Raw genomic sequence first — 20,977 nt, forward strand, 5'->3', positions numbered from 1 at the left:
ACTACACTTCGCCGCCCATGTAAGGGTCGCTGATGCCCGGCCTGCCGGTTTCTACCCGGCCTGCATAACGTTTTTCAAAATCATTAAAGCCTTTTACACGGATAGTAAAATCATACCAGCCCTGCTGCTTGCTTAGGTCTAACTTGATGGTTTGCGGTGCAAAGCTTTCCTGCTGAATAGTTAATTGTTTGCTGCCGGTTTTGTAAGCATTGTCACTCGCCTCTACAGTCAATGGTGTTTTGGTGCCTGCCAGGGAGAAGGTAAGCAACACATTGCCGTCTTTTTGGTAAGCGAAATGTGTTACAACCCCGGGATCTTTAGCGCTACCTTTAAACTCACGGTAAAAGCCGTTAGGGCCGTACGTGCGCAAGTGGTACTGGTTGTTTTCAAAGTCGGTAAGCGGCCATTGATCGGTCAGCGTATCGCCTGCTTTTGTAGCGTAGCTCCAGGTACGTATGGCTTCTTTGTTACCGGGCTCGTTTAAACTTGCATACAGTCCCGGCGCGTAAACATTAAATGGTGCGCCAAGTGCAGCATCGCCAAAGGCTTCCTTACCAGCTTTAAAGCTGATCTCAAATGCAGTTTTATCCTCGTTTAATCTGCCATCAGCGTATAACTCATACGGTAATGCACATGACGGCCTGGTACCTTTTTCCTGTTTGGCCATGTGAGGGGCAGTACGCGGATCTGCTTTTACAGCTTTGATATCGGCATCGCTCAACAGGCTGAAAGTTGGCAGCGCCTTAAATTGCGCTTTGTGGATACCTTCAACAAATTCATCCTTTTTTAATGACCTGGGCTGAACGATCTTTTCGCCATCGTAAGGGCGGAACGCAGAAGTAAGATCGCCACAAACGGTACGCCGCCATTCGCTTACGTTGGTCTCTTTTATTTTTTTACCCGTTTTGTGCTTAATAAATTTCTCTAAAAACTGCAGGTTTGATGTGTGGTCAAACACCTCAGAGTTTACATAACCGCCCCGGCTCCACGGCGAGGCTATGATCATTGGCACCCTGTAGCCTAAACCAATAGGGCTTTCGCGTTTATATTTATTTGGAAAACCGTTTCTGTCCAATTCCTGCTCAAGGGTTACAAATTCCACCCTGGTATCTATCCCATCTGATACCTTGCCGGTTCCTTCTTTGTGTGAGTGTGGCGCAGTAAAGGGCGGAACATGATCAAAATATCCATCGTTTTCATCATAAGTAAGTATGAAGATGGTCTTCTTCCATACCTCGGGGTTTTTGGTGAGAATATCCAATACTTCTGACAGGTACCATGCCCCGTACCAGGGCGCACCGGGATGGTCTGAGAAATTTTCGGGGGCGGTTATCCATGATACCATGGGTAATTGCCCGGTGTTAACGTCATGACGGAACTGATGCAGCACATCTCCCTTTGGCACCTGCATCTTGCGCTGTGTGCCATTATCATCGTAGGTAAGCGTTGTCAGTTTGTGATAATCAGGATCAACCCGGTTGGTGCTAAACGCACGCATATGCAGGTTTTGGTCGCGTTTGCTAAGTTTCTCAAAAGCACCGGGTTCTAATATCTGCTTGTGATCTTCAATATCTTTCCATTCGCGTTTAAGCCCGGTAAGCTGTTTGGTGAGTGCTTTTTTTGAAGTATCGCCTTCCGGCAGGGAGCCTATCTTTTCTTCTAATGTCTTTATTTCTTGAGGCAGTGCCGTTTGCCTTTTCTTAACATAGGCAATGTGCTCTTTGTGCAGGCGTACGTTGTACTGCTTAAAAAACTCCAGGTTGTTATCGGTAAAATTACCCAGCCATGAATCTTCCTCGCCTTCAAAACCAACGCCTATGGATAGCTCATTCTGGTAGCATTTCCACGATATGCCTGCATCTTCCAGCCTTTCCGGGAAAGTGGTCCAGTTAGCTGCTTCAAAGTCCGAATCTTCATTCCATACATTGGCCCGTGAACCTTCTTTCTGATCGGCACGAATAGTGCCTGTCCACAGGAAGCTGCGGTTTGGTGTGGTGCCCGTTAGGGATGAACAAAAATGCTGGTCGCATATGGTAAAGGCATCTGCGAGGGCATAGTTAAATGGCAGGTCCTCGCGGGTATGGAAACCAAGTGTAAGCGGCATATCCTTATACTCCGGGTTGCCAGATTGTTTTTCGATGAGCCACTTATCAAACTTACCATCATTACGCGCATTTACCTGGTTGCTCCAGCTGTGCGGTAACGAGTTCATCCAGGTAGCTTTAGTGTCTTTAATATCTAACCTGAAAGGGGCAAAGGTTTCGCCTTTCGCGTTGCTTTGCAACCAAACCGGGTTTTTATTTGGCAGGTCGATAACCCTCGGGTCGTTAAAACCTCGTACGCCGCGCAGGGAACCAAAGCAATGATCGAACGACCGGTTCTCCTGCATCAATATCACTACATGTTCTGCATCCATCCAGGTGCTGCCCGGCGCAGGGTTAATGGCTAATGCTTTTTGAATAGAGGCCGGTAAAACGTTGCTGAGGCCGGCAGCACCTGCAAGCAGTGCTGCCTTTTTAAGAAAATCTCTGCGGGTATCTGACATGGCTGCTAAGATAAAAATCCCTTATTAAACGAATGTATTATACTATTTATGGTTGTGTTATCATTTTATAAATACCTTTTTATACAACCTTAGCTTTGTGCCTTCCGGCGTTTCAATATCTTTTTCGTAGTGTAATCCGCAGCGCTCTATCAGTTTTTGCGAGCGAATATTTTTATCAGTTGTAGTGGCATACAATACGTCAAATGGATAATTATCAATAATAGCCATACAGCTTTCGTAGCCTAAACCTTTGCCTGCATATTGAGGCATAAATGCGAAACCAATATCCGGGTGATCAAGATACGCGCGTTTGAATAAGCCACATAAACCAACCGGCGTTTCATCCTCTTTTAAAGCTACTAAGATCGGGCCGTAGCCAAGTTTACTATAAAAATTAGTGTGCAGCATTTTGATGTAATTCTCTGCATCGTGTAAGGTGTGAATATTGCGGTCGCCAATGAATTGTATCCAGGTGGGCGTATTCAGTAATTCAAAAACAAAGGGTGCGTCTTCCGGCCCAAATCGGCGTAAAGTAAGATTTGCAGTAACTATCATCGAAACCAATATAGGGAAAACAATAAATTCGCAAGACTTCATTATTTTGAAACTCAAATTGCTTTTACAGCAAACATTTACTTACTTGTAAAACCAATCTCAAAAACCGCCTATGAAACGTTATTGCCTTGCGCTTGATCTTAAACATGATCCGGAACTGATAGCCGAGTATGAAGAATATCACAAAGCGATATGGCCGGAGATCCGCGAAAGCATCATAACTGCCGGGATCACTAATATGGAAATTTACCGGTATGGCAACAGGTTAACCATGATAATGGAGGTAACGGATGATTTTAGTTTTGATGCCAAAGGTGCCGCCGATGCTGCCAATGCCAAAGTGCAGGAGTGGGAAACTTTGATGTGGAAGTACCAGCAGGCCTTGCCCGGCGCACCCGATGGGGCTAAATGGATGCTGATGGATAAAATTTTTCAACTATAAATTATGAGAAAGCTTTTACTGACCGCAATTGGCGTTGTATGCATGCTGGCAACCTTCGCCCAGGCCGGATACGTGCCTGCTAAAGAAAACCTGGCGCAGCGTCAAAAATTTCAGGATATGAAGTTTGGGATGTTTATCCATTGGGGGATATACAGCATCCTGGGCGATGGCGAGTGGGTGATGCATAACCGCAAGATCCCGTATAATAACTATAAACGCCTGGCCGATTTTTTTAACCCACAGGAGTTTAATGCCAAAGAGTGGGTGCAGGTTGCTAAAAAGGCAGGTATGAAATATATCACCATCACCTCGCGCCACCACGATGGCTTTAGCATGTTCGGCACAAAATTCTCTAAATACAACATTGTTGATGCCACGCCTTACCATAAGGACCCATTGATGGAGCTTGCAAAGGAATGCCAGAAAGAAGGTATTGAGTTGCACTTTTATTATTCACTGCTTGACTGGGGCAGGCCCGATTATGCTTTCGGAAGCGAAATAGTTGACGGCAAACCTGTAAAAGGCGATTGGGATAGCTACATCAAATTCATGAAAGATCAGCTAACCGAACTGATCACTAAATATCCGGGCGTTAAGGGCATTTGGTTTGATGGCGATTGGGAACGCCGTAAGGTTAACTGGCATTATGATGAAATTTATGCCCTGATACATAAACTTAACCCGGCTATTATGATAGGCAATAACCACCACCTGGCGCCTAAGCCCGGTGAGGATTTTCAGATGTTTGAAAAAGACCTGCCCGGCCAAAACCACACCGGCTTTAGCGCCGATGCCACCATTGGTAATTTGCCCTTAGAAACCTGCGAAACCATTAATGGCAGTTGGGGCTTTGATATTAAAGACAATAATTACAAAACCACTAAACAGCTTATCAGGTACCTGGTTGGGGCTGCAGGGCGCAACGCTAACTTTTTGCTGAATATAGGCCCTATGCCTAACGGCAAGATACAACCCGAGTTTACCGACACGCTTGCTGCCGTAGGCCGGTGGGTAAACAAAAACGGCGAAAGCATTTACGGCACCCGTGGCACATACATCGATCCCCAACCCTGGGGTGTGGTTACGGCAAAGGGCAAAACCATGTACGCCCATGTGATGGATAAGCCTGCCGAGGCTTATGTATTTATTCCCGGTGTAAAAGAAAAGGTAAGCAAAGTTGCCTTGCTTGGTAACGGATCGTCGTTAAAATTTAAGCAGCAACAGGAGGGAATTTTTATTTACACCGATGGCGTTGCCTGGGATGATGCTGATACGGTGATGAAATTGACCGTGCAGTAACGTTAAGTAGTGCTTCATTGTTAGTTACAAAACGATCTCCGAATATCAAGGACGGCTTGTCCTCTGTAGAGATTGCTTCGTGCCTCGCAATTACGCGCGGGTGAGGGGTAGTGCCGTCAGCTACCTCACTTCCGCTTCCTCAACCGTTTCCCTCAGATCATAAAGCAGCCATTGTTTTTTGGCGATGGATGGCGCCTTTTGCCTTAACAGGTTGATAAAATCATTTACGCCAACCGGTTCGTTACCATTGCCATGGATCAATACAATGCTGCCGGCCTGCGGTTGCTGCCCTTTAGCCAGCCATGCATCAGTGCCAACGGGTATCAGCCCGAAGCCTGTGATCTTGTAAACCAATTGTTGATCGGAAACCAATCCCGGGAAACGGAAGAATACCGATGGCATCAGTCCGTTTGTGAGCATCAGCTTTTCGGTCTCTAATACTTCATAATTAATATCTGTTCCGGGCTCCAGTAAAAAATTGGTTTTTAGCGGTGACGACGGGCTTACACGATGAGTAAAAGAATGATTAACCCAGGTAATGTTTATTTGCCGCTTAGCCTGCAGCTCTTTTAACCAGTTGAGGTCTGCCAGATGGTGTTTCATCCACAGCCCGCTTACGGATAATGCGATAGGGACCGGCCGCTCCACCTGCCTGAACCCGTTGATGATATCTGTAAAAATCCGTCTATCCAAAGGCCTGTGCGATGGGCAAAGGTCGGCGGTAAGGCTGATGCCCGTTTCCTGCGGCATTCCACGCTCAATGCCGGCATCTTGTATCATTACGGATTGGCTTTCGGCTTTGGCCAGGGCTTTTACATAGGGCATATCACTAAACTTCTCTCTCAGCTGAGCTAACGAAGCCGGTTTTATCTGGTAAAAGCCTGCATCAGCAATTTTGGTAACAAGCGTTTGCGGATTCACCATTAAATAGTAAGACCTGCCGGCGTTCTCAAAGCTGCGCAACACTATCCAATCCTGCGGATAAAGGTGTGCCCAGGCATAGTAAGGCTTGTAATTGGTAATCTTAGTATAATTGGCCTGCCCGTAAGCATTAAAAGCAAAGCATATAATTGCAATAATGATAAAGTGTTTGATCGGTCGCATACGGTGTGAAAAAAGCAAAAAACGCAATTTTGTTTGAATTAGCATGCTGACATTTTTTTGTCAGCGTTCACAAGTGTTCACGGCGTTCATGGCGTGAACGTGAACACCCGTCGGTAACACAATCTATTCAATAGTTTTATTGTTAATAAAGTAATAATGATATTTGTCCGGCATCTACTAACATAAAACTAACACATGACACGCCTCTCAGTAAACATCAATAAAATAGCAACATTACGTAACTCCCGCGGCGGTAACAACCCCGATCTGATACAGGTTGCAAAAGATTGTGAAGGCTTTGGCGCCCAAGGCATCACCGTACACCCCCGCCCCGACGAGCGCCACATACGCTACAATGACGTTTACGAACTGAAAAAGATCGTCACTACCGAATTTAACATAGAAGGCAACTGCCAGGAACAAAAGTTTGTTGACCTGGTGCTTGCCGTTAAGCCTGAGCAGGTTACCCTTGTACCCGATGCCTTAGGCCAGATCACATCAAACCACGGCTGGGATACTATCAAAAACCAGGATTATCTGAAAGAGATCATTTCGGTATTTAAAAAAGAAAGCATACGTGTGTCAATCTTTGTTGATCCCATAGTAGAGATGGTTGAAGCAGCCGCTACTACAGGTACCGACCGCATAGAGTTATATACCGAGGCATATGCGCATGGTTATGCACAGAACAAAGAACAGGCGATTGCCCCGTACGTTAAAGCTGCAGAAGCTGCCCAAAAAGCAGGCTTAGGCATCAATGCCGGCCACGACCTTGATCTGGAGAACCTGAAATATTTCTCAGATAATATACCGGCGCTGGACGAGGTGAGTATAGGCCACGCGCTCATCAGCGATGCGTTGTATTATGGCTTAGAGAACACTATACAAATGTACCTGCGCCAGCTGGTTTAACGTATAATAGTTACATGCCCTGACAATGGCTTGCCCTTTTTAAGGTCGATAATGTAATAGTAAACGCCTGCAGCTAACTGCTTGCCGTTGTAGTTTCCGTCAAATGGTATCGTGTAACCGCGTGACTCAAATACCGCTTGGCCATTTCTATTAAACACTTTTACGGTATTAATAATGTTGATATCCATATTTGCCAGCATCCATGTATCATTTATTCCATCCCCATTTGGGGTAAATGCATTTGGTAATAAACCTGTGGATTTTAGTAGCTTTATTGTGACTTTCGTACGTGCACTTTCGCAGCTGCCATAAGTTAAACCTACCCAATAGCTACGCGTTTCTGATACATTCACCGAAAACTTACCCCCTTGTTGCTCATCTATTGGTGTGGCGGCAGTGTCAGAATCGTATAACCTGTATATAGCAGTAGTGTATGGGTTTTCCACCGCTAAAATAGTATTGCCTTTGTAATTAATTTCTTTGTCATTTATCACCGGTGCCGGTACCTGTGCATTAGATTCTTCAATACGATAGGTGAAAACACCTGAAGAGTTGCACGCAATCTCGGCAGCATTGAGCGGATCTTTATCAAGCACTTCGAGGCTGTAATAACCGGGAGCCAAATCTGTAAGCGAACTTTTTGTTTGGGGGGCAATTGCATTTCCACTTGCATCCTTCCATATATAAATATAGCTGCCCCGCCCTCCGCTAACAACTGGCGCGTCTATACTTCCTTTACCCACTCCGCAATAAATATCATGTTTGGCCCCAAATATAACATCCATTGCAGGGATAGGGTCAATAATAACTTCTTGAATTGGGCTGCTGGTTTCGCAACCGGTGTAATCAGTAGCAAAAAGTTTATACCTTCCGGCCGGCAGGTTTGTTACCTTTTTATCAAACCCAACGTTTTGGCCAAGTTGATTAACCCAACGGTAAGCTATGGGTTGTGAGGCCGCGTTAGACGTGTTTAAAACAATAGAACCGGTTCCGAATGCTTGGCAGGATTTAATAGACGTATACGGAAAAGCCGAAAAATTTACCGGCGGTAAATAGGCGATACTAAACGGGATAGCTTTTGTACACGCCGCGTTAGCGATGGTTAACTCATATTCTCCGGCCGGCACATTTAAGAGGTTGGCAGATGAACTCAGGATATCCGTACTGTTTTTTCTGCGCCAGGTAAAAGAGGTAGCATCCGGCGATGAAAGGCCGGTTATCTGCCCCATCGCGCAGGCCGTTTGCGAGCGCACGATTACATTAGTGGTGTTTAAGCTTACACCATTTATGCTGCTTATTTCTATAAAGTCTGTTGCTACCGGCGAGCAGGCACCACTGGTAACCGTGAGTTTATATTTACCGGGGCCAACTCCCATCAAATCTAAATCGCCGCCAACAAGTTGGTCCTGTTCATTGGTCCATTTATAGGTTAAAGTACCGTTCCCGGTGGCGGTTATGCCGGTAATGGCGCCATTATAATTATCGCAGGTGGCTTTTTGAATTTGCTTGTTGGTTGTGTTAATTACCGGAGCGTCAGCATTAACAATAATTACAGGGCCATATTGGCTTTCGCATCCCGACGGCGTCGTTGCTATCATGGTGTATTTGCCTGGGCCAACACCGCTTAGGTCCGCAGTGTTGCCAACTATAACTAAATTCTGATCTACCCATCGGTATGTAATTGGCTTTGAGTCTATAGTATAAGCAAATATGCCTTTTATTGCCCCACCGCTGCCGCAAGATGGATTAATCAAATTTTTAGACCAGTCAATGATCTGTGGCCTTGAATCGCCAATTGTTAAAAATTCAGATTCAACCGTGCAGTATTTACCAACTATTAATTTGTATCTACCCGGCGGCACGCCCTCGAGAATTAAATTTGTAGATACAACATTTCCCTGCTGGTCAACCCATTTCAGGTCCTGTGTATTGTTTACAACTATACCTGATATCTTGCCGCTTACCCCGCAATCAAAGTAAGTTATATTGATATGAGATACATCAATTTCCGGCTTGGTGAAATTTGTAGATCTTTTACCTATATGGGCATTGGCAATAATACTTTGAGCATATGGCTGGCTAAAGGTGTATGTCCAGTTTCCGGCGGCATCAGCGTTTGTTGAACCTATGTAGGTTTGCGGAGAACAGTTAACACAATCGTCGCTGGTAAAAACGTCAACCAAAGACATAGGCTCCGTTTTGCCGCTAATAAATTGAGATGTGGCCTTCGTGACTACTATTTTAGGTAAAGTTGGGTCATAACTAAGATAATCCTTATAACCTATACATTTAAAAGAATTGCGTAACAATAAAAGATTTTGAACATTGCTGGCGAGTATGCCATCATAAGCATAGCTGATCTTATTTGCCATGGCAGGGTCAATATCTCCAACTGTAATATCTGCTGCAACGTCATTAAAATACAAAGCATACCCATCTCCGGGGTGCGCTCTTCGCATGTTTAAGGGTTGCGTAGCGGTACGATCGGTACCAAACCAGTTATGTTTTATCAGGATTTTCCCGCCGATATGGGTAAATACAATACCCCCAAACTGGCCAAAGTGCGAGATCAAGTTACCTTGTATGTTGATAAGGGCATTGGGGAAAGGTGATGAAGGGTTGGCCGGACTGCCAATCAATTGCAGATAGGTACCATCTCCCGAATGAAGAGTCGTTTTGCCATCCGCCATCACCGCAAAATTATTATCTATTACATTTACGACGTATTGGCTGCTGTTGGTATTATCAAACTCTATCCCTATCCCCGAAAAGAATATATTTCCCTGTCCGGTTTTACCAACATCTACAAAGTTTGATTTTTTGATCGATATACCGCCGGAACAAACCGACTCGTAGCTATAAGGCAATACCCCGAAAATGTTGCCCGCAAGAACAATATGGTTGGATGATTCTATACCTATCGCGGTATATTTATAACCGTTCACTATATTCCCTCGACCGGCTTCGCCAAAGGTGAAGTATGAACAATTTTTTATACTGATACCTGTTTTTACCGCACCATCCGGGTCTGAAAGACATGGGTTGGTGCTATCCGAAAAAAATACCCCGTAAATTGAAATGTTATTAGCGCCGTCAGCCGTCAAAACGGTAAGAGCGGTTTGGCTTCGTAAACTTCTTAGCGTAATTTTTGAATCACTAAGGCCGATCTTTGGGCCCGGTTGCGTAGTGCCATCTATTTCAACGTTTGAAGAAATCTGCGGTAGTTGCGTATTTACAGTGATCGTCCTGCCGCCTTCGGTTAAATCCGGCAGGTTAAAATAAATATAATCCTTAACCGTGCTGCCGTTAGCAGCGGCAAGGGTTAAAGCTTCACGCAGGGTGCCTGGGCCGCTATCGGCATTGCTGGTAACAGTGAAAGTATCTGCGCGAGCTACAGTTGAAAAGGTGATTATACAGAGAAATAAAATAAATATCCGCGCGTACATAAAATTCAGGTGCATAAAGTTAAGGATTATTCATGTAACTACATTGTCACTATGATAATACTTCATTGTTATTGAGGCGGTAAAATCCTACCTTTGCGGTAAATTTTAAAGGCATACCTTTTTCAATGAAGTTGAACATAAATTACCAGGAAAAATTCCAGGAAAGGCACATCGCACCTAACCAGGGCGACACCGAAAAAATGTTAAAAACCATTGGTGTTAACTCGCTCGACGAGCTGATCGATCAGACCGTTCCGGCGCAGATAAGGCTTAAAAATCCGCTGAATTTACCTGCTGCAAAAAGTGAGTTTGATTACCTGAATACGCTGAAACAAACAGCTTCAAAAAACAAGGTATTTAAATCGTACATCGGCCAGGGTTATTATGATGTAATTGTGCCGGGTGTTATCCAGCGCAACATTCTTGAAAACCCCGGATGGTATACCCAATACACGCCTTACCAGGCAGAAATAGCGCAGGGCCGTTTACAGGCTTTGTTAAATTTCCAAACCATGGTTATTGACCTTACCGGGATGGAAATTGCCAATGCTTCGTTACTTGATGAAGGTACTGCAGCTGCTGAGGCCATGTTTATGCAGTACAGCCTTCGCAAAAACCAAAAAGCCAACGTGTTTTTTGTAAGCGAGGAATTGTTCCCGCAAACTATTGATATCCTTAAAACCCGCAGCGAGCCTTACGGTATCAAAATACAGGTAGGCGACCACCGTAATGTTGAACTTACCGAAGAGATGTTTGGTGCTATCGTTCAATATCCGGCTGGTAACGGTGAGGTTTATAACTATAAAGATTTTGCTTCGGCGTTGCACGAGAAGAACATCAAACTTACCGTAGTTGCCGACCTGATGAGCCTGGTGCTATTAACGCCTCCGGGCGAGTGGGGTGCCGATATCGTAGTAGGTACATCACAACGCTTTGGCGTGCCGATGGGCTTTGGTGGCCCGCACGCTGCCTTCTTCGCTACTAAAGAAGAATACAAACGCTCTATTCCGGGCCGTATCATTGGAGTAACCATAGATAGCGCAGGTAACTACGCTTTGCGTATGGCTTTGCAAACCCGTGAGCAGCACATCCGCCGTGATAAAGCTACTTCAAACATTTGTACGGCACAGGCGCTATTGGCCATCATGGCCGGTATGTATGCTGTGTACCATGGCTCGCAAGGTTTGAAACTAATTGCAGAGCGTATTCACGGTTTATCTGTACTGTTGGCTAAATCACTGGCCGAATTGGGTTATGAACAGCAAAACAAAGCTTACTTTGATACCCTTAAATTTGATCTGGGCGAGTTAGTTGGCCCTGTACATTCAGAGGCTTTAAATAACGAGGCAAATCTTCATTATAATGGTTCGGTTGTAACCATTTCTTTGGATGAGACTACTTCAGTTAGTGATATCGAGACCATCGTACGTTTCTTTGCCAAAGTAAAAGGCAAAACCCTGCACGATGCTAATTTTGATTCACACAAACAAAATATAGAAGGTGTTATCCCGTCAGAACTGCAACGTACTTCTGATTACTTAACACATGCATTGTTTAACACGCACCACTCAGAGCATGAGATGCTGCGTTACATCAAATCATTAGAAGCAAAAGATCTGTCGCTTTGCCACTCTATGATCGCTTTGGGCTCATGTACCATGAAGCTCAACGCAACCACCGAGATGGTACCTGTTACCTGGGCAGAGTTCAGCAAAATGCACCCCTTTGCACCAACCGACCAGGTAGGCGGCTACATGCAGGTGTTTGATGAGCTTAACAAATGGCTGAGCGAGATCACCGGGTTTGCATCTATGAGCTTGCAGCCAAACGCAGGTGCGCAAGGCGAGTACGCTGGCTTAATGGTTATCCGAGCTTACCATATGGATAGGGGCGAAGGTCACCGTAATGTGGCTTTGATCCCTGCATCGGCACACGGTACTAACCCGGCTTCTGCGGCAATGGCAGGCATGAAGATAGTGGTTGTTAAATGTGATGATAACGGTAACATTGATGTTGCCGACCTAAAGGCTAAAGCTGAACAGCACACCAATGATCTATCGTGCTTAATGGTTACCTACCCATCCACACATGGTGTATTTGAGGAGTCGATCATTGAAATATGCGAGGTCATTCACCAGCATGGCGGCCAGGTTTATATGGATGGCGCTAACATGAATGCACAGGTAGGCTTAACCAGCCCAGCCACTATTGGTGCTGATGTTTGCCACCTTAATCTGCACAAAACCTTCTGTATACCACACGGTGGCGGTGGCCCCGGTATGGGTCCTATTGGTGTGGCAAAACACCTGGTTCCGTACCTGCCTGGCCATGCGGTTGTTGATATTGATAACGGTAAAGCTATCCACGCGGTATCGGCTGCGCCATGGGGTTCAGCATCTATCCTGTTGATCTCTCATGCCTACATAGCGATGATGGGCGGCGACGGATTAACCAATGCTACCCGCTACGCTATCCTAAACGCTAATTATATTAAAACACGTTTGCAACACCACTACCCTGTGCTTTACACAGGCGCTAACGGCCGTTGTGCGCACGAGATGATCCTTGATTGCCGCTCATTTAAGTCGTTCGGTATCGAGGTTACAGATATTGCAAAACGCTTGATGGATTATGGCTTCCACGCGCCAACGGTATCGTTCCCGGTTGCGGGTACGGTAATGGTTGAGCCAACCGAATCTGAGCCTAAGCATGAGCTTGACCGTTTCTGTGATGCCATGATTTCTATCCGTCATGAAATTGACGATGTAGAAAAAGGTCTATCAGACAAAACAGATAATCCGCTTAAAAATGCACCTCACACTGCCGCAGTAATTACCGGCAACGAGTGGGAACATCCATACACGCGCCAAAAAGCAGCTTACCCGCTTCCTTACGTGGCACAGTTTAAATTCTGGCCTTCAGTTGGCAGGGTGAACGATACTTACGGCGATCGTACGCTAATCTGCTCATGCCCGCCGCTTACTGACTACGAATTTGAAGAAAGCGAAGTAACTACACCGGAATACGGAACGTGATGAACTTCCGCAAGTTTGCTTTATAAAATTTGCAGATGATCGATACATAAAAGCCTCCCATTTGCGGAGGCTTTTTCGGTTTTAGTGAAGTATATAACTTTAAAAGCCGTATTTCTTAAGATAAAGGGTAGAACACCTGTTCCAATGAAGTAAATTTTGCCGTATGTTTAAGAATGAAATTTTTTTAACTTTACAACCATTTGGAGTAGAACCTTTTTAAGATAGTTACGTATAACAAAGATATGAGCCCTAATAACGACCGGACCGTGAGTGTTTTATTGGTTGATGATGATGAAATAAACAACTTTATCTCTATTAAATTGATAAAGAAAGCTTTGACCAATACCAGTATTATGGCCTGCCTTAACGGTAAATTTGCGATAGATCAGTTGCTGGAGATACAACATAAGAATCCTGCGGATATGCCCGATTATATCCTGCTGGATATAAATATGCCGATAATGAACGGCTGGGAATTTCTGGATGAGTACAAGCGTTTAAATATAGATCCGCTGGGCAAAAGCAAGATCTACATCATTTCTTCTTCGGTATTCAGTAACGATATCAACAAGGCACGCTCATATCCGCTTGTGAAGGATTTTGTTTCTAAACCATTGAACGTTGAGAAAATAAAGGAGCTTTTTGGTGTAGCCGTTCAATAAGGCATTACTGTAAATTGCTCACCGTTGTAATTAACAGTGCCAATTGGGAAAGTGCGGGCATGATAAAATAAACAGATATCCCCATCTGCCGCCGCTTTTTTTCCATATTCTATACGCAGGTCGGCAGACCGCTGGCCATCATAATCATATTTAGCCACAAACTTTCTAAGCAGCTGCTCGGGCTCCGGTAGTTCATCTCCGCCAAAGAATACTTTTTTGCCATCAAATTCCATCCAGAAAACCTGGTGAAATTTGCTGTGCCCGGCGGATAGCTCATAGCGTATGCCGGGTTTGTATTCGCCATTGCCGTCTACAAAATCAATAGTGGCTTGTTGTTGCAGTGCCTCAAATATTTCCTTGTGGTATGAGCTTGATTTACCGCTTAGTCCAAACTCAAATTCTTGTTTTTGTATCACGTGGCGTGCTTGCGGGAAACTAACTTCAAGTTTACCATTGCGCTCAACCACCAAACCGCCGGAGTGATCATAATGCAAATGCGACATTAATACAAGCGTTACATCCTCAGGTTCATAACCGGCGTTGCGTATGTTTTGGTGTAATATCAGTTCGTCGCGGGTATCTTTGTAGCCCAAACCGGCGTCTAAGATGATCAGGTCGTCTTGTGTTTTTATCAGAAATGGGTTCACATGGATAAACAAAGAGCCCGGCCTGTCCTTGCGGTTATCTATCTCCGGGTTAAAGGGGATAAATTTTTTCGTACTATCAACCGAATAAGAGCCTTCACTCAGTGCTAAAAGTTTCATAGGATATTTCTTTGTGCAAATATACGTTTCAACGGCTAAGGAGTTAGGTCTGCGCGGCTTAAATGACAATTAAGTGTAACGTAATGCATTTTGATGCGTCTGTTTAATAGATGCCTTAAAAAGATAAACCACAGTAATTGCCTGCGGTATATTTTGACTCACCCGGTATACGCTGCGCTGGACCACCCTCTCTACTGCAAGCAGCAAAGAGGGTAAAGGGAAATAAGATTTTAACAACGAGCGCCAGCAATGTCGGGGGGAGTTAATGTAAAAGCGTTTGTTCATTCATTATCACAATCTCATAAAATTTTTTTCACAAATAATTTGGATGTACGAAAACTATCGTACATATTTGTACGAAGAATTTCGTAAATAGGATTGAGATGGATTTGAAACCGACAGAAAGCGAACTTGAGATATTGCAGATCATTTGGAGAAGAGGGCAGTGCAGTGTGCGCGATGTACATAATGAACTGGCAGCAAACAAGGAGGTTGGCTACACCACCACACTTAAGCTAATGCAAATTATGCACGATAAAGGCTTGGTTGAGCGCGACACGACATCTAAAACGCATTTGTATAAAGCGCTGATTTCACGCGAACAGGCACAACAAGGCGCACTGGACAAGATCCTGTCAACCGTCTTCAAAGGTTCCACTGCCGACCTGGTGATACAAGCGCTTGGCCAGCACCGGGCCTCAAAAGACGAGATAGATGCTATCAAGAACTTCCTCGATGGGTTTGAGGGGGAGAAGTAGAGATTAGTTAAACGGAGATTGGAGATTAGTGTAAGGAAGGATTTGAAGTTTAGATTTTAGGATTTAGAGTTTAGAATTTCCTCATTAGAATTTAGATTATAGAATTTAAGATAATGCAAAACATACTTTATAACATCAGTCAGGTTTTAGGCATCAGCATAGTGCATTCGCTATGGCAGGGCTTATTAGTGTATTTCCTGTTAAAACTTACCATAATGGTGTTTAACACAAGGCTTAACCCGGCTGAAAAATATTTAGTGTCAGTAGCTGCTTTGTTTGCTATAAGTATGTGGTTTGCTGTTACCCTCATCAACGAGGTGCAGGCGTATAATTGGCTCAATAAGCCTACAACGCTGGCTAATATGCCTTTGCTGAAGGAACTGCCTAAATCTTTTAGAAATGTAAATGAGGATACGCTACGTTACTATTACAACATCCAGGATTATATGCCCTACATCACAGCTGTTTATGTTGTGGGCCTGTTGCTAAATATATTTAAAGTGGTGTTTGCGCACCGTCGTATTAAAGCCGTCAAACGCAGCATGAGCCTGGGCGTACAGCTGCAATCGCAGATAAGCAAATTTGCGGCAAAATTTGAAATTACCAAAAAAGTAAAGGTTGGCTTTAGCGCATTGGTTGATGTGCCCTGCATTGCAGGCTACTTAAAACCGGTGATAATGCTGCCCGTAACACTTTCTACATACCTGGAAGCCGACGAGATTGAGGCTATCCTTTTACACGAGCTTGCACACATTAAACGTAACGACTACCTGGTAAACCTGCTGCAGCAAGTTATCACCACGTTGTTGTTCTTTAATCCCTGTGTATTGTTGATCAACAAAATAATTGGCGAAGAACGCGAGAACGCATGTGACGACATGGTAGTAAACGCAACCGCTACGCCGGTTATATACGCAAAAGCTTTGTTTAAGCTTGAACAAAGCCGCCAAAACCAGTTACAGTTAGCGCTGGCGGTAACAGGTAAAAAGTACCATTTGTTAAACCGAATTGAACGTATCATGAAAACTAAAAAACAAATTCCAAGCATTAGGCCAACACTGGTTGCCATACTTATATTAACCTTAAGTGTTTGCAGTTTCGCACTTTTAAAACCAGAGATCGCACAGGGAAAAATGTCTGTTAAGGCTATTATGCCTGCAATAAAAAGCATCATCACAGCTGATACAGTACCAACAAAAGTAGGGGCGGCTACTAAGCCTGCTAAAGCCGGACGCGCCGACAAATCTGCTAAAGCAAAAGCCCCCGGCACTTTAAAATATAGGAACGATACTTACATTGACGGGGTGCGCTATAATGGCTTTAAAGATGCAGAGCTCGACAGGCTTAGCAAAGAAGTAGAGAAACATGGCAATGCTATTGGTAAATTTTATGAGAACGCAGATTTTAAAAGCACAACCGCCGAAATGGAAAAGATGGGCAAGGAGATGAGTGCTTATTATGAGAGCGATGCCATTAAACAAGCTACCAAAGCCCAGGAACTTGCCGCTGCAGATTATGAGAAATCATGGGCGGTAAAAGGTAAGGATATGGAAAAGCTGGGCAAGCAAATGGGCGAGATGGGCGACAAAATGGGTAAATATTACAACTCAAAAGAGTTTAAAGAACTTAACGCCCGCATAGCCAAAAAATACAACATTGACCCGGAAGCATCACATAATTTTAGCGACCGCGAAGACCCTAATTACCGTAAATATCAGCAGGAATTAGATCAAAACATCCCTGCCGATGTTAAGGGCTTGAATAAGCAGATGAAGGATCTGGGTACGCAGATGCGTGATATCTCGGGCAATCCCGACCTGATTAGACAGCAAAATGCTTTGCGCGATGCCGGCGAAAACATGCGTAAGACTTTTGCCAGCAAGGATATGAAAGCCGTACAAGCTAAAATGCAAAGATTGAGCGAGCAAATGCGCGCTTACCAAACCAACCCGCAAATGCGTGAAGAGCAGCAAGCCCTGCAAGCGGCATCCAAGAAAATGCGTGATTACATGGCCACACCGGCGTTTAAAAAGAAACTTGCAGAGTACCGTGCAGCGCACCCTGATTATGGCTGGACAGACCGCGACCTGAAGGAAGAAGTTAAGGAAGCTCCTGAATCCAAAGAGCAACCAGAGGCCCAGGAGCAACCTGAACCTGTAGAGCAGAATTAGTGATTAGAGATTGGTCAATCCGAGATTAAAGCTTTACCGGTTACTGATCACCATTCACCAACTAATCCCAATAAAATTAGTAATTTAGTATCCTCATAAAAGGGGATACTTTTTTTATGCTTCAAAGGCTAACCATTCAAAACTACGCGCTGATAGATAACCTGGAGATCAATTTTGATAAGGGTTTGAACATTTTAACGGGTGAGACCGGTGCGGGCAAATCCATTATACTGGGTGCATTGTCGCTGATATTGGGTCAGCGAGCGGAGAGCCGTTATTTCTTCAATCAGCAAAAAAAATGTGTGATAGAGGGTGCGTTCAAAATAGAAGGTTTTCATTTGTCAGATTTTTTTGAGGATAATGACCTCGATCACGAGAGCGAAACGGTATTGCGTCGAGAGATCTCTGCCGATGGCAAATCCCGTGCTTTTGTGAACGATACTCCTGTTAACCTTAATACCCTAAAACAGCTTGGCGAAAAGCTGATAGATATTCACTCGCAACATGCAACGCGTGAGATCAACGATCCTGATTTTCAATTATTGGTTGTTGATGGTGTTGCCGGTCATGAGAGCGTGTTGGGCGATTATCGAAAAAAATACCGTGCCTATAAAAAATCGTTAAGCCAATTACAGCAACTGATAGAGGATAATGATAAAGCCAAAGCCGACCTTGATTACTACCAGTTTCAGTTTGATGAACTGGAGAAAGCCGGACTTGCCGCCGATGAGCAGGAAGGCCTTGAAAAAGAACTGGCTACCCTGAACAACGCGGAGGAGATTAAACGTAACCTGCTTAGCGCGCATTACCTGATGCATGAGGGAGAAACATCTGCCATTATTCAATTACGCGAGTCGAGCCAACAGCTTGGGGGCATCGAAAGATACAACACTGAGGTAGAGGCTTTGAATGAACGACTGAAAAGTGCGCTTATAGAACTCAAAGACATTGCTGCCGAGATTGAAATTATAGAGCAGAAAACCTTTACTGATGAGGCCCGCGCCGAAGAGGTAAACACGCGTTTGAGTTTGATTTACAATCTGCAAAAGAAACATCGCGTAAGCACCAACCAGGAGCTTTTGAATATCCAAAACGACCTTTTTGACAAGATCCAGCAAGCCGTGTTTGGCGACGAGGCCGTAGAAAAACTCCAACAACAAATAGATGCTGCTAACCAGGAGCTGCAACAATTAGCGGAAACGCTATCTGCCAACCGCAGAATTGCGATCCCGGTTATACAGGATAAAGTATTGGCTACCCTTGCCGAAATGGGTATGGGGAACTCGGCATTACATATAGAACAATCTGCAGTTGAACTCAGTCCGAACGGTATTGATTCTATTCGCTTTATGTTCTCTGCCAACAAGGGCCATGCGCTTGCAGATATGAGTAAGGTAGCATCGGGCGGTGAATTAAGCCGCTTAATGCTGAGCATCAAATCCATCATTGCAGAATACACGGCATTGCCTACCATCATCTTTGATGAAATAGATACAGGCGTTAGCGGCGAAGTAGCCAACAAAGTTGGTTTGGTGATGGAGCGCCTGTCGCAAAACCTGCAGGTGATCACTATCACCCACCTGCCGCAAATAGCAGGCAAGGGTAGCAGCCACTACTTTGTGTATAAAGATAATAGTTCTGATGTGACCCAAACCCGACTTAAGAAACTCAACAATGAAGAGCGCATAACCGAAATAGCCAAAATGCTAAGCGGTGACAACCCGGGCGAAAGCGCGTTGCAGAATGCGAGGGAGTTGCTGACGCAGTAATGCTTTCTTGTCATTCTGAGCGATCGAGAAGAATCTATTGTATGCATGTATATCTGCGAAAGAATGCTTCACTGCGTTCAGCATGACAAGTATTAAACTGCAAACTAATTTTATAACTTTACAGCTTCAAACCAAACTTAAAATAGATGGCTTATAATTTATTAAAGGGTAAAAAGGGTATCATATTTGGCGCGCTTAACGAGCAGTCGATCGCCTGGAAAGTAGCACAACGCTGCCACGAAGAAGGCGCGGAAATAGTGTTAACAAACTCTCCGCTGGCTTTACGCATGGGCGAATTAAATAAACTTGCGGAAGAATGCAATGCGCCGGTTATCCCTGCTGATGTTACCAGCACCGAAGATATAAACAACCTGTTCACTAAATCTTTAGAACATTTTGGTGGCGGTGTAGATTTTATCCTGCACTCTATAGGCATGAGCGTAAACGTACGCAAGGGTTTGCCTTACGCTGAAAACAACTATGAGTTTACCCACAAAGGCCTTGATATATCAGCATTAAGCTTTCACCGTGTGCTGCAAACAGCCATGAAAATGGATGCCATCAACGAGTGGGGATCTGTACTGGCGCTCACTTACATAGCAGCCCAGCGCGTATTCCCTGATTATAATGATATGGCCGATAATAAAGCTTACCTGGAAAGCATCGCCCGCAATTTTGGTTACCAGTATGGTGTTAAAAAGCACGTGCGTATCAATACCGTGTCGCAATCACCAACCCGTACTACCGCAGGTAGCGGCGTAAAGGGTTTTGATGGCTTTATTAATTATGCTGAGAAAATGAGCCCGCTTGGTAATGCTGATGCAAACCAATGTGCTGATTACTGCGTAACTTTATTCAGCGACTTAACCCGCATGGTTACCATGCAGAATTTGTTCCATGATGGCGGTTTCTCCTTCACCGGGGTTACACAGGCTGTAATAGAACAAATGGAAAAATAATTAGAACTCCCATATAAAAAGGAAAGCCCTTGCCATTTGGCAAGGGCTTTCCTTTTTATAGATATTGACTTAATCGTTTGAGTCGATCAACACGACTTTAACTGTCATAGCGCCAGGATTGCTGATAGGAGGGTTTGCACCGTCATAAGCTTGTGCTAACAGTTGTAACTGACCCGGCTGATGACTGTAGCTATATGCTACCCCACCAAAAGTTTCAGGAATTTGCTCGTAAGTGCTCTCTCCATCTACAGATATGCTTACCAAAACACCGCCTTTAAGATGTATTTGATTGTCAAGCTCAGGAATATTTAAATTAGCATACCAGCTAACACCGTCTGAAGTTTGTTTCCAATCGGTTGATTTTAGGTCAAAAACACGGGTAAGCGTGTTATTAGATACCACGGTTTCTTTTTTACATGATGATGCCGTAACTGTCAGAATAGCTACGCAAATAATAGATAGTAGTTTTTTCATAAATGTTTGTTGTTAATCCGTTAAGAAAACGGTTTTTGTAAGTGTTAATTGTTTTAATTGCCACTATAAATTCTATAATGGT

At 44.3% G+C, this 20,977-nt stretch carries 15 protein-coding genes; 9 read left to right on the plus strand and 6 right to left on the minus strand.

The annotated features are described in order from the left end of the window. Position 1: 1 nt before the first annotated feature. Positions 2-2,545: a phosphocholine-specific phospholipase C gene (locus FPZ42_RS14840; protein ID WP_146272478.1), complete on the minus strand. Its 2,544-nt coding sequence runs from the start codon at positions 2,543-2,545 to the stop codon at positions 2-4. A 60-nt stretch (positions 2,546-2,605) separates the two neighbouring features. Beyond that, a complete protein-coding gene (locus FPZ42_RS14845) occupies positions 2,606-3,142 on the minus strand; it encodes a GNAT family N-acetyltransferase (protein ID WP_222431592.1) in 537 nt (178 codons plus the stop codon). A 70-nt stretch (positions 3,143-3,212) separates the two neighbouring features. Between FPZ42_RS14845 and FPZ42_RS14850 the strand changes: the two genes are divergently transcribed. Together FPZ42_RS14850 and FPZ42_RS14855 are read left to right on the plus strand one after the other, a co-directional pair. Further along, positions 3,213-3,542, plus strand: coding sequence for an L-rhamnose mutarotase (locus FPZ42_RS14850; RefSeq protein WP_146272480.1), 330 nt, complete (start codon positions 3,213-3,215; stop codon positions 3,540-3,542). Positions 3,543-3,545: 3 nt separating this feature from the next. Further along, positions 3,546-4,841: an alpha-L-fucosidase gene (locus FPZ42_RS14855; RefSeq protein ID WP_186458787.1), complete on the plus strand. Its 1,296-nt coding sequence runs from the start codon at positions 3,546-3,548 to the stop codon at positions 4,839-4,841. A 120-nt stretch (positions 4,842-4,961) separates the two neighbouring features. Here the strand turns inward: FPZ42_RS14855 and FPZ42_RS14860 are convergent, their stop codons facing one another. After that, entirely contained in the window at positions 4,962-5,945 is a 984-nt protein-coding gene (locus FPZ42_RS14860; protein ID WP_146272482.1) for a polysaccharide deacetylase family protein, read from the minus strand. Positions 5,946-6,140: 195 nt separating this feature from the next. Between FPZ42_RS14860 and FPZ42_RS14865 the strand changes: the two genes are divergently transcribed. Beyond that, entirely contained in the window at positions 6,141-6,857 is a 717-nt protein-coding gene (locus FPZ42_RS14865) for a pyridoxine 5'-phosphate synthase (RefSeq protein WP_146272484.1), read from the plus strand. On the opposite strand, the gene FPZ42_RS14870 is transcribed toward FPZ42_RS14865, so the two are convergent. Next, positions 6,854-10,318 (minus strand): gliding motility-associated C-terminal domain-containing protein, encoded by a 3,465-nt coding sequence (locus tag FPZ42_RS14870; protein WP_146272486.1) that lies wholly within the window; start codon positions 10,316-10,318, stop codon positions 6,854-6,856. The genes FPZ42_RS14865 and FPZ42_RS14870 overlap by 4 nt on opposite strands. A gap of 110 nt (positions 10,319-10,428) precedes the next feature. Between FPZ42_RS14870 and gcvP the strand changes: the two genes are divergently transcribed. Next, complete coding sequence (gcvP, locus tag FPZ42_RS14875) at positions 10,429-13,338, plus strand: aminomethyl-transferring glycine dehydrogenase (RefSeq protein ID WP_146272488.1); 2,910 nt, start codon at positions 10,429-10,431, stop codon at positions 13,336-13,338. A 242-nt stretch (positions 13,339-13,580) separates the two neighbouring features. After that, positions 13,581-14,000 carry a response regulator gene (locus tag FPZ42_RS14880; RefSeq protein ID WP_146272490.1) on the plus strand — a complete coding sequence of 140 codons (420 nt, stop codon included), beginning with the start codon at positions 13,581-13,583 and terminating at the stop codon, positions 13,998-14,000. Here FPZ42_RS14880 and FPZ42_RS14885 read toward each other — a convergent pair. Then, a complete protein-coding gene (locus FPZ42_RS14885; protein ID WP_146272492.1) occupies positions 13,994-14,764 on the minus strand; it encodes an MBL fold metallo-hydrolase in 771 nt (256 codons plus the stop codon). The genes FPZ42_RS14880 and FPZ42_RS14885 overlap by 7 nt on opposite strands. 383 nt (positions 14,765-15,147) lie before the next feature. Between FPZ42_RS14885 and FPZ42_RS14890 the strand changes: the two genes are divergently transcribed. The 4 genes from FPZ42_RS14890 to FPZ42_RS14905 all read left to right on the plus strand — a co-directional run bounded on the left by FPZ42_RS14890 (position 15,148) and on the right by FPZ42_RS14905 (position 20,421). Further along, a complete protein-coding gene (locus FPZ42_RS14890; RefSeq protein ID WP_146272494.1) occupies positions 15,148-15,522 on the plus strand; it encodes a BlaI/MecI/CopY family transcriptional regulator in 375 nt (124 codons plus the stop codon). A gap of 113 nt (positions 15,523-15,635) precedes the next feature. Next, complete coding sequence (locus FPZ42_RS14895) at positions 15,636-17,693, plus strand: M56 family metallopeptidase (protein ID WP_146272496.1); 2,058 nt, start codon at positions 15,636-15,638, stop codon at positions 17,691-17,693. A 116-nt stretch (positions 17,694-17,809) separates the two neighbouring features. Next, positions 17,810-19,462, plus strand: a complete 1,653-nt coding sequence (gene recN / locus FPZ42_RS14900; RefSeq protein WP_146272498.1) for a DNA repair protein RecN — start codon at positions 17,810-17,812, stop codon at positions 19,460-19,462. A 146-nt stretch (positions 19,463-19,608) separates the two neighbouring features. Further along, positions 19,609-20,421 carry an enoyl-ACP reductase FabI gene (locus tag FPZ42_RS14905; protein WP_146272500.1) on the plus strand — a complete coding sequence of 271 codons (813 nt, stop codon included), beginning with the start codon at positions 19,609-19,611 and terminating at the stop codon, positions 20,419-20,421. A 69-nt stretch (positions 20,422-20,490) separates the two neighbouring features. Here the strand turns inward: FPZ42_RS14905 and FPZ42_RS14910 are convergent, their stop codons facing one another. Beyond that, entirely contained in the window at positions 20,491-20,895 is a 405-nt protein-coding gene (locus FPZ42_RS14910) for a hypothetical protein (RefSeq protein ID WP_146272502.1), read from the minus strand. Between the last annotated feature and the right edge of the window lie 82 nt (positions 20,896-20,977).

The sequence above is a fragment of the Mucilaginibacter achroorhodeus genome, assembly GCF_007846095.1.
Taxonomy (GTDB): domain Bacteria; phylum Bacteroidota; class Bacteroidia; order Sphingobacteriales; family Sphingobacteriaceae; genus Mucilaginibacter; species Mucilaginibacter achroorhodeus.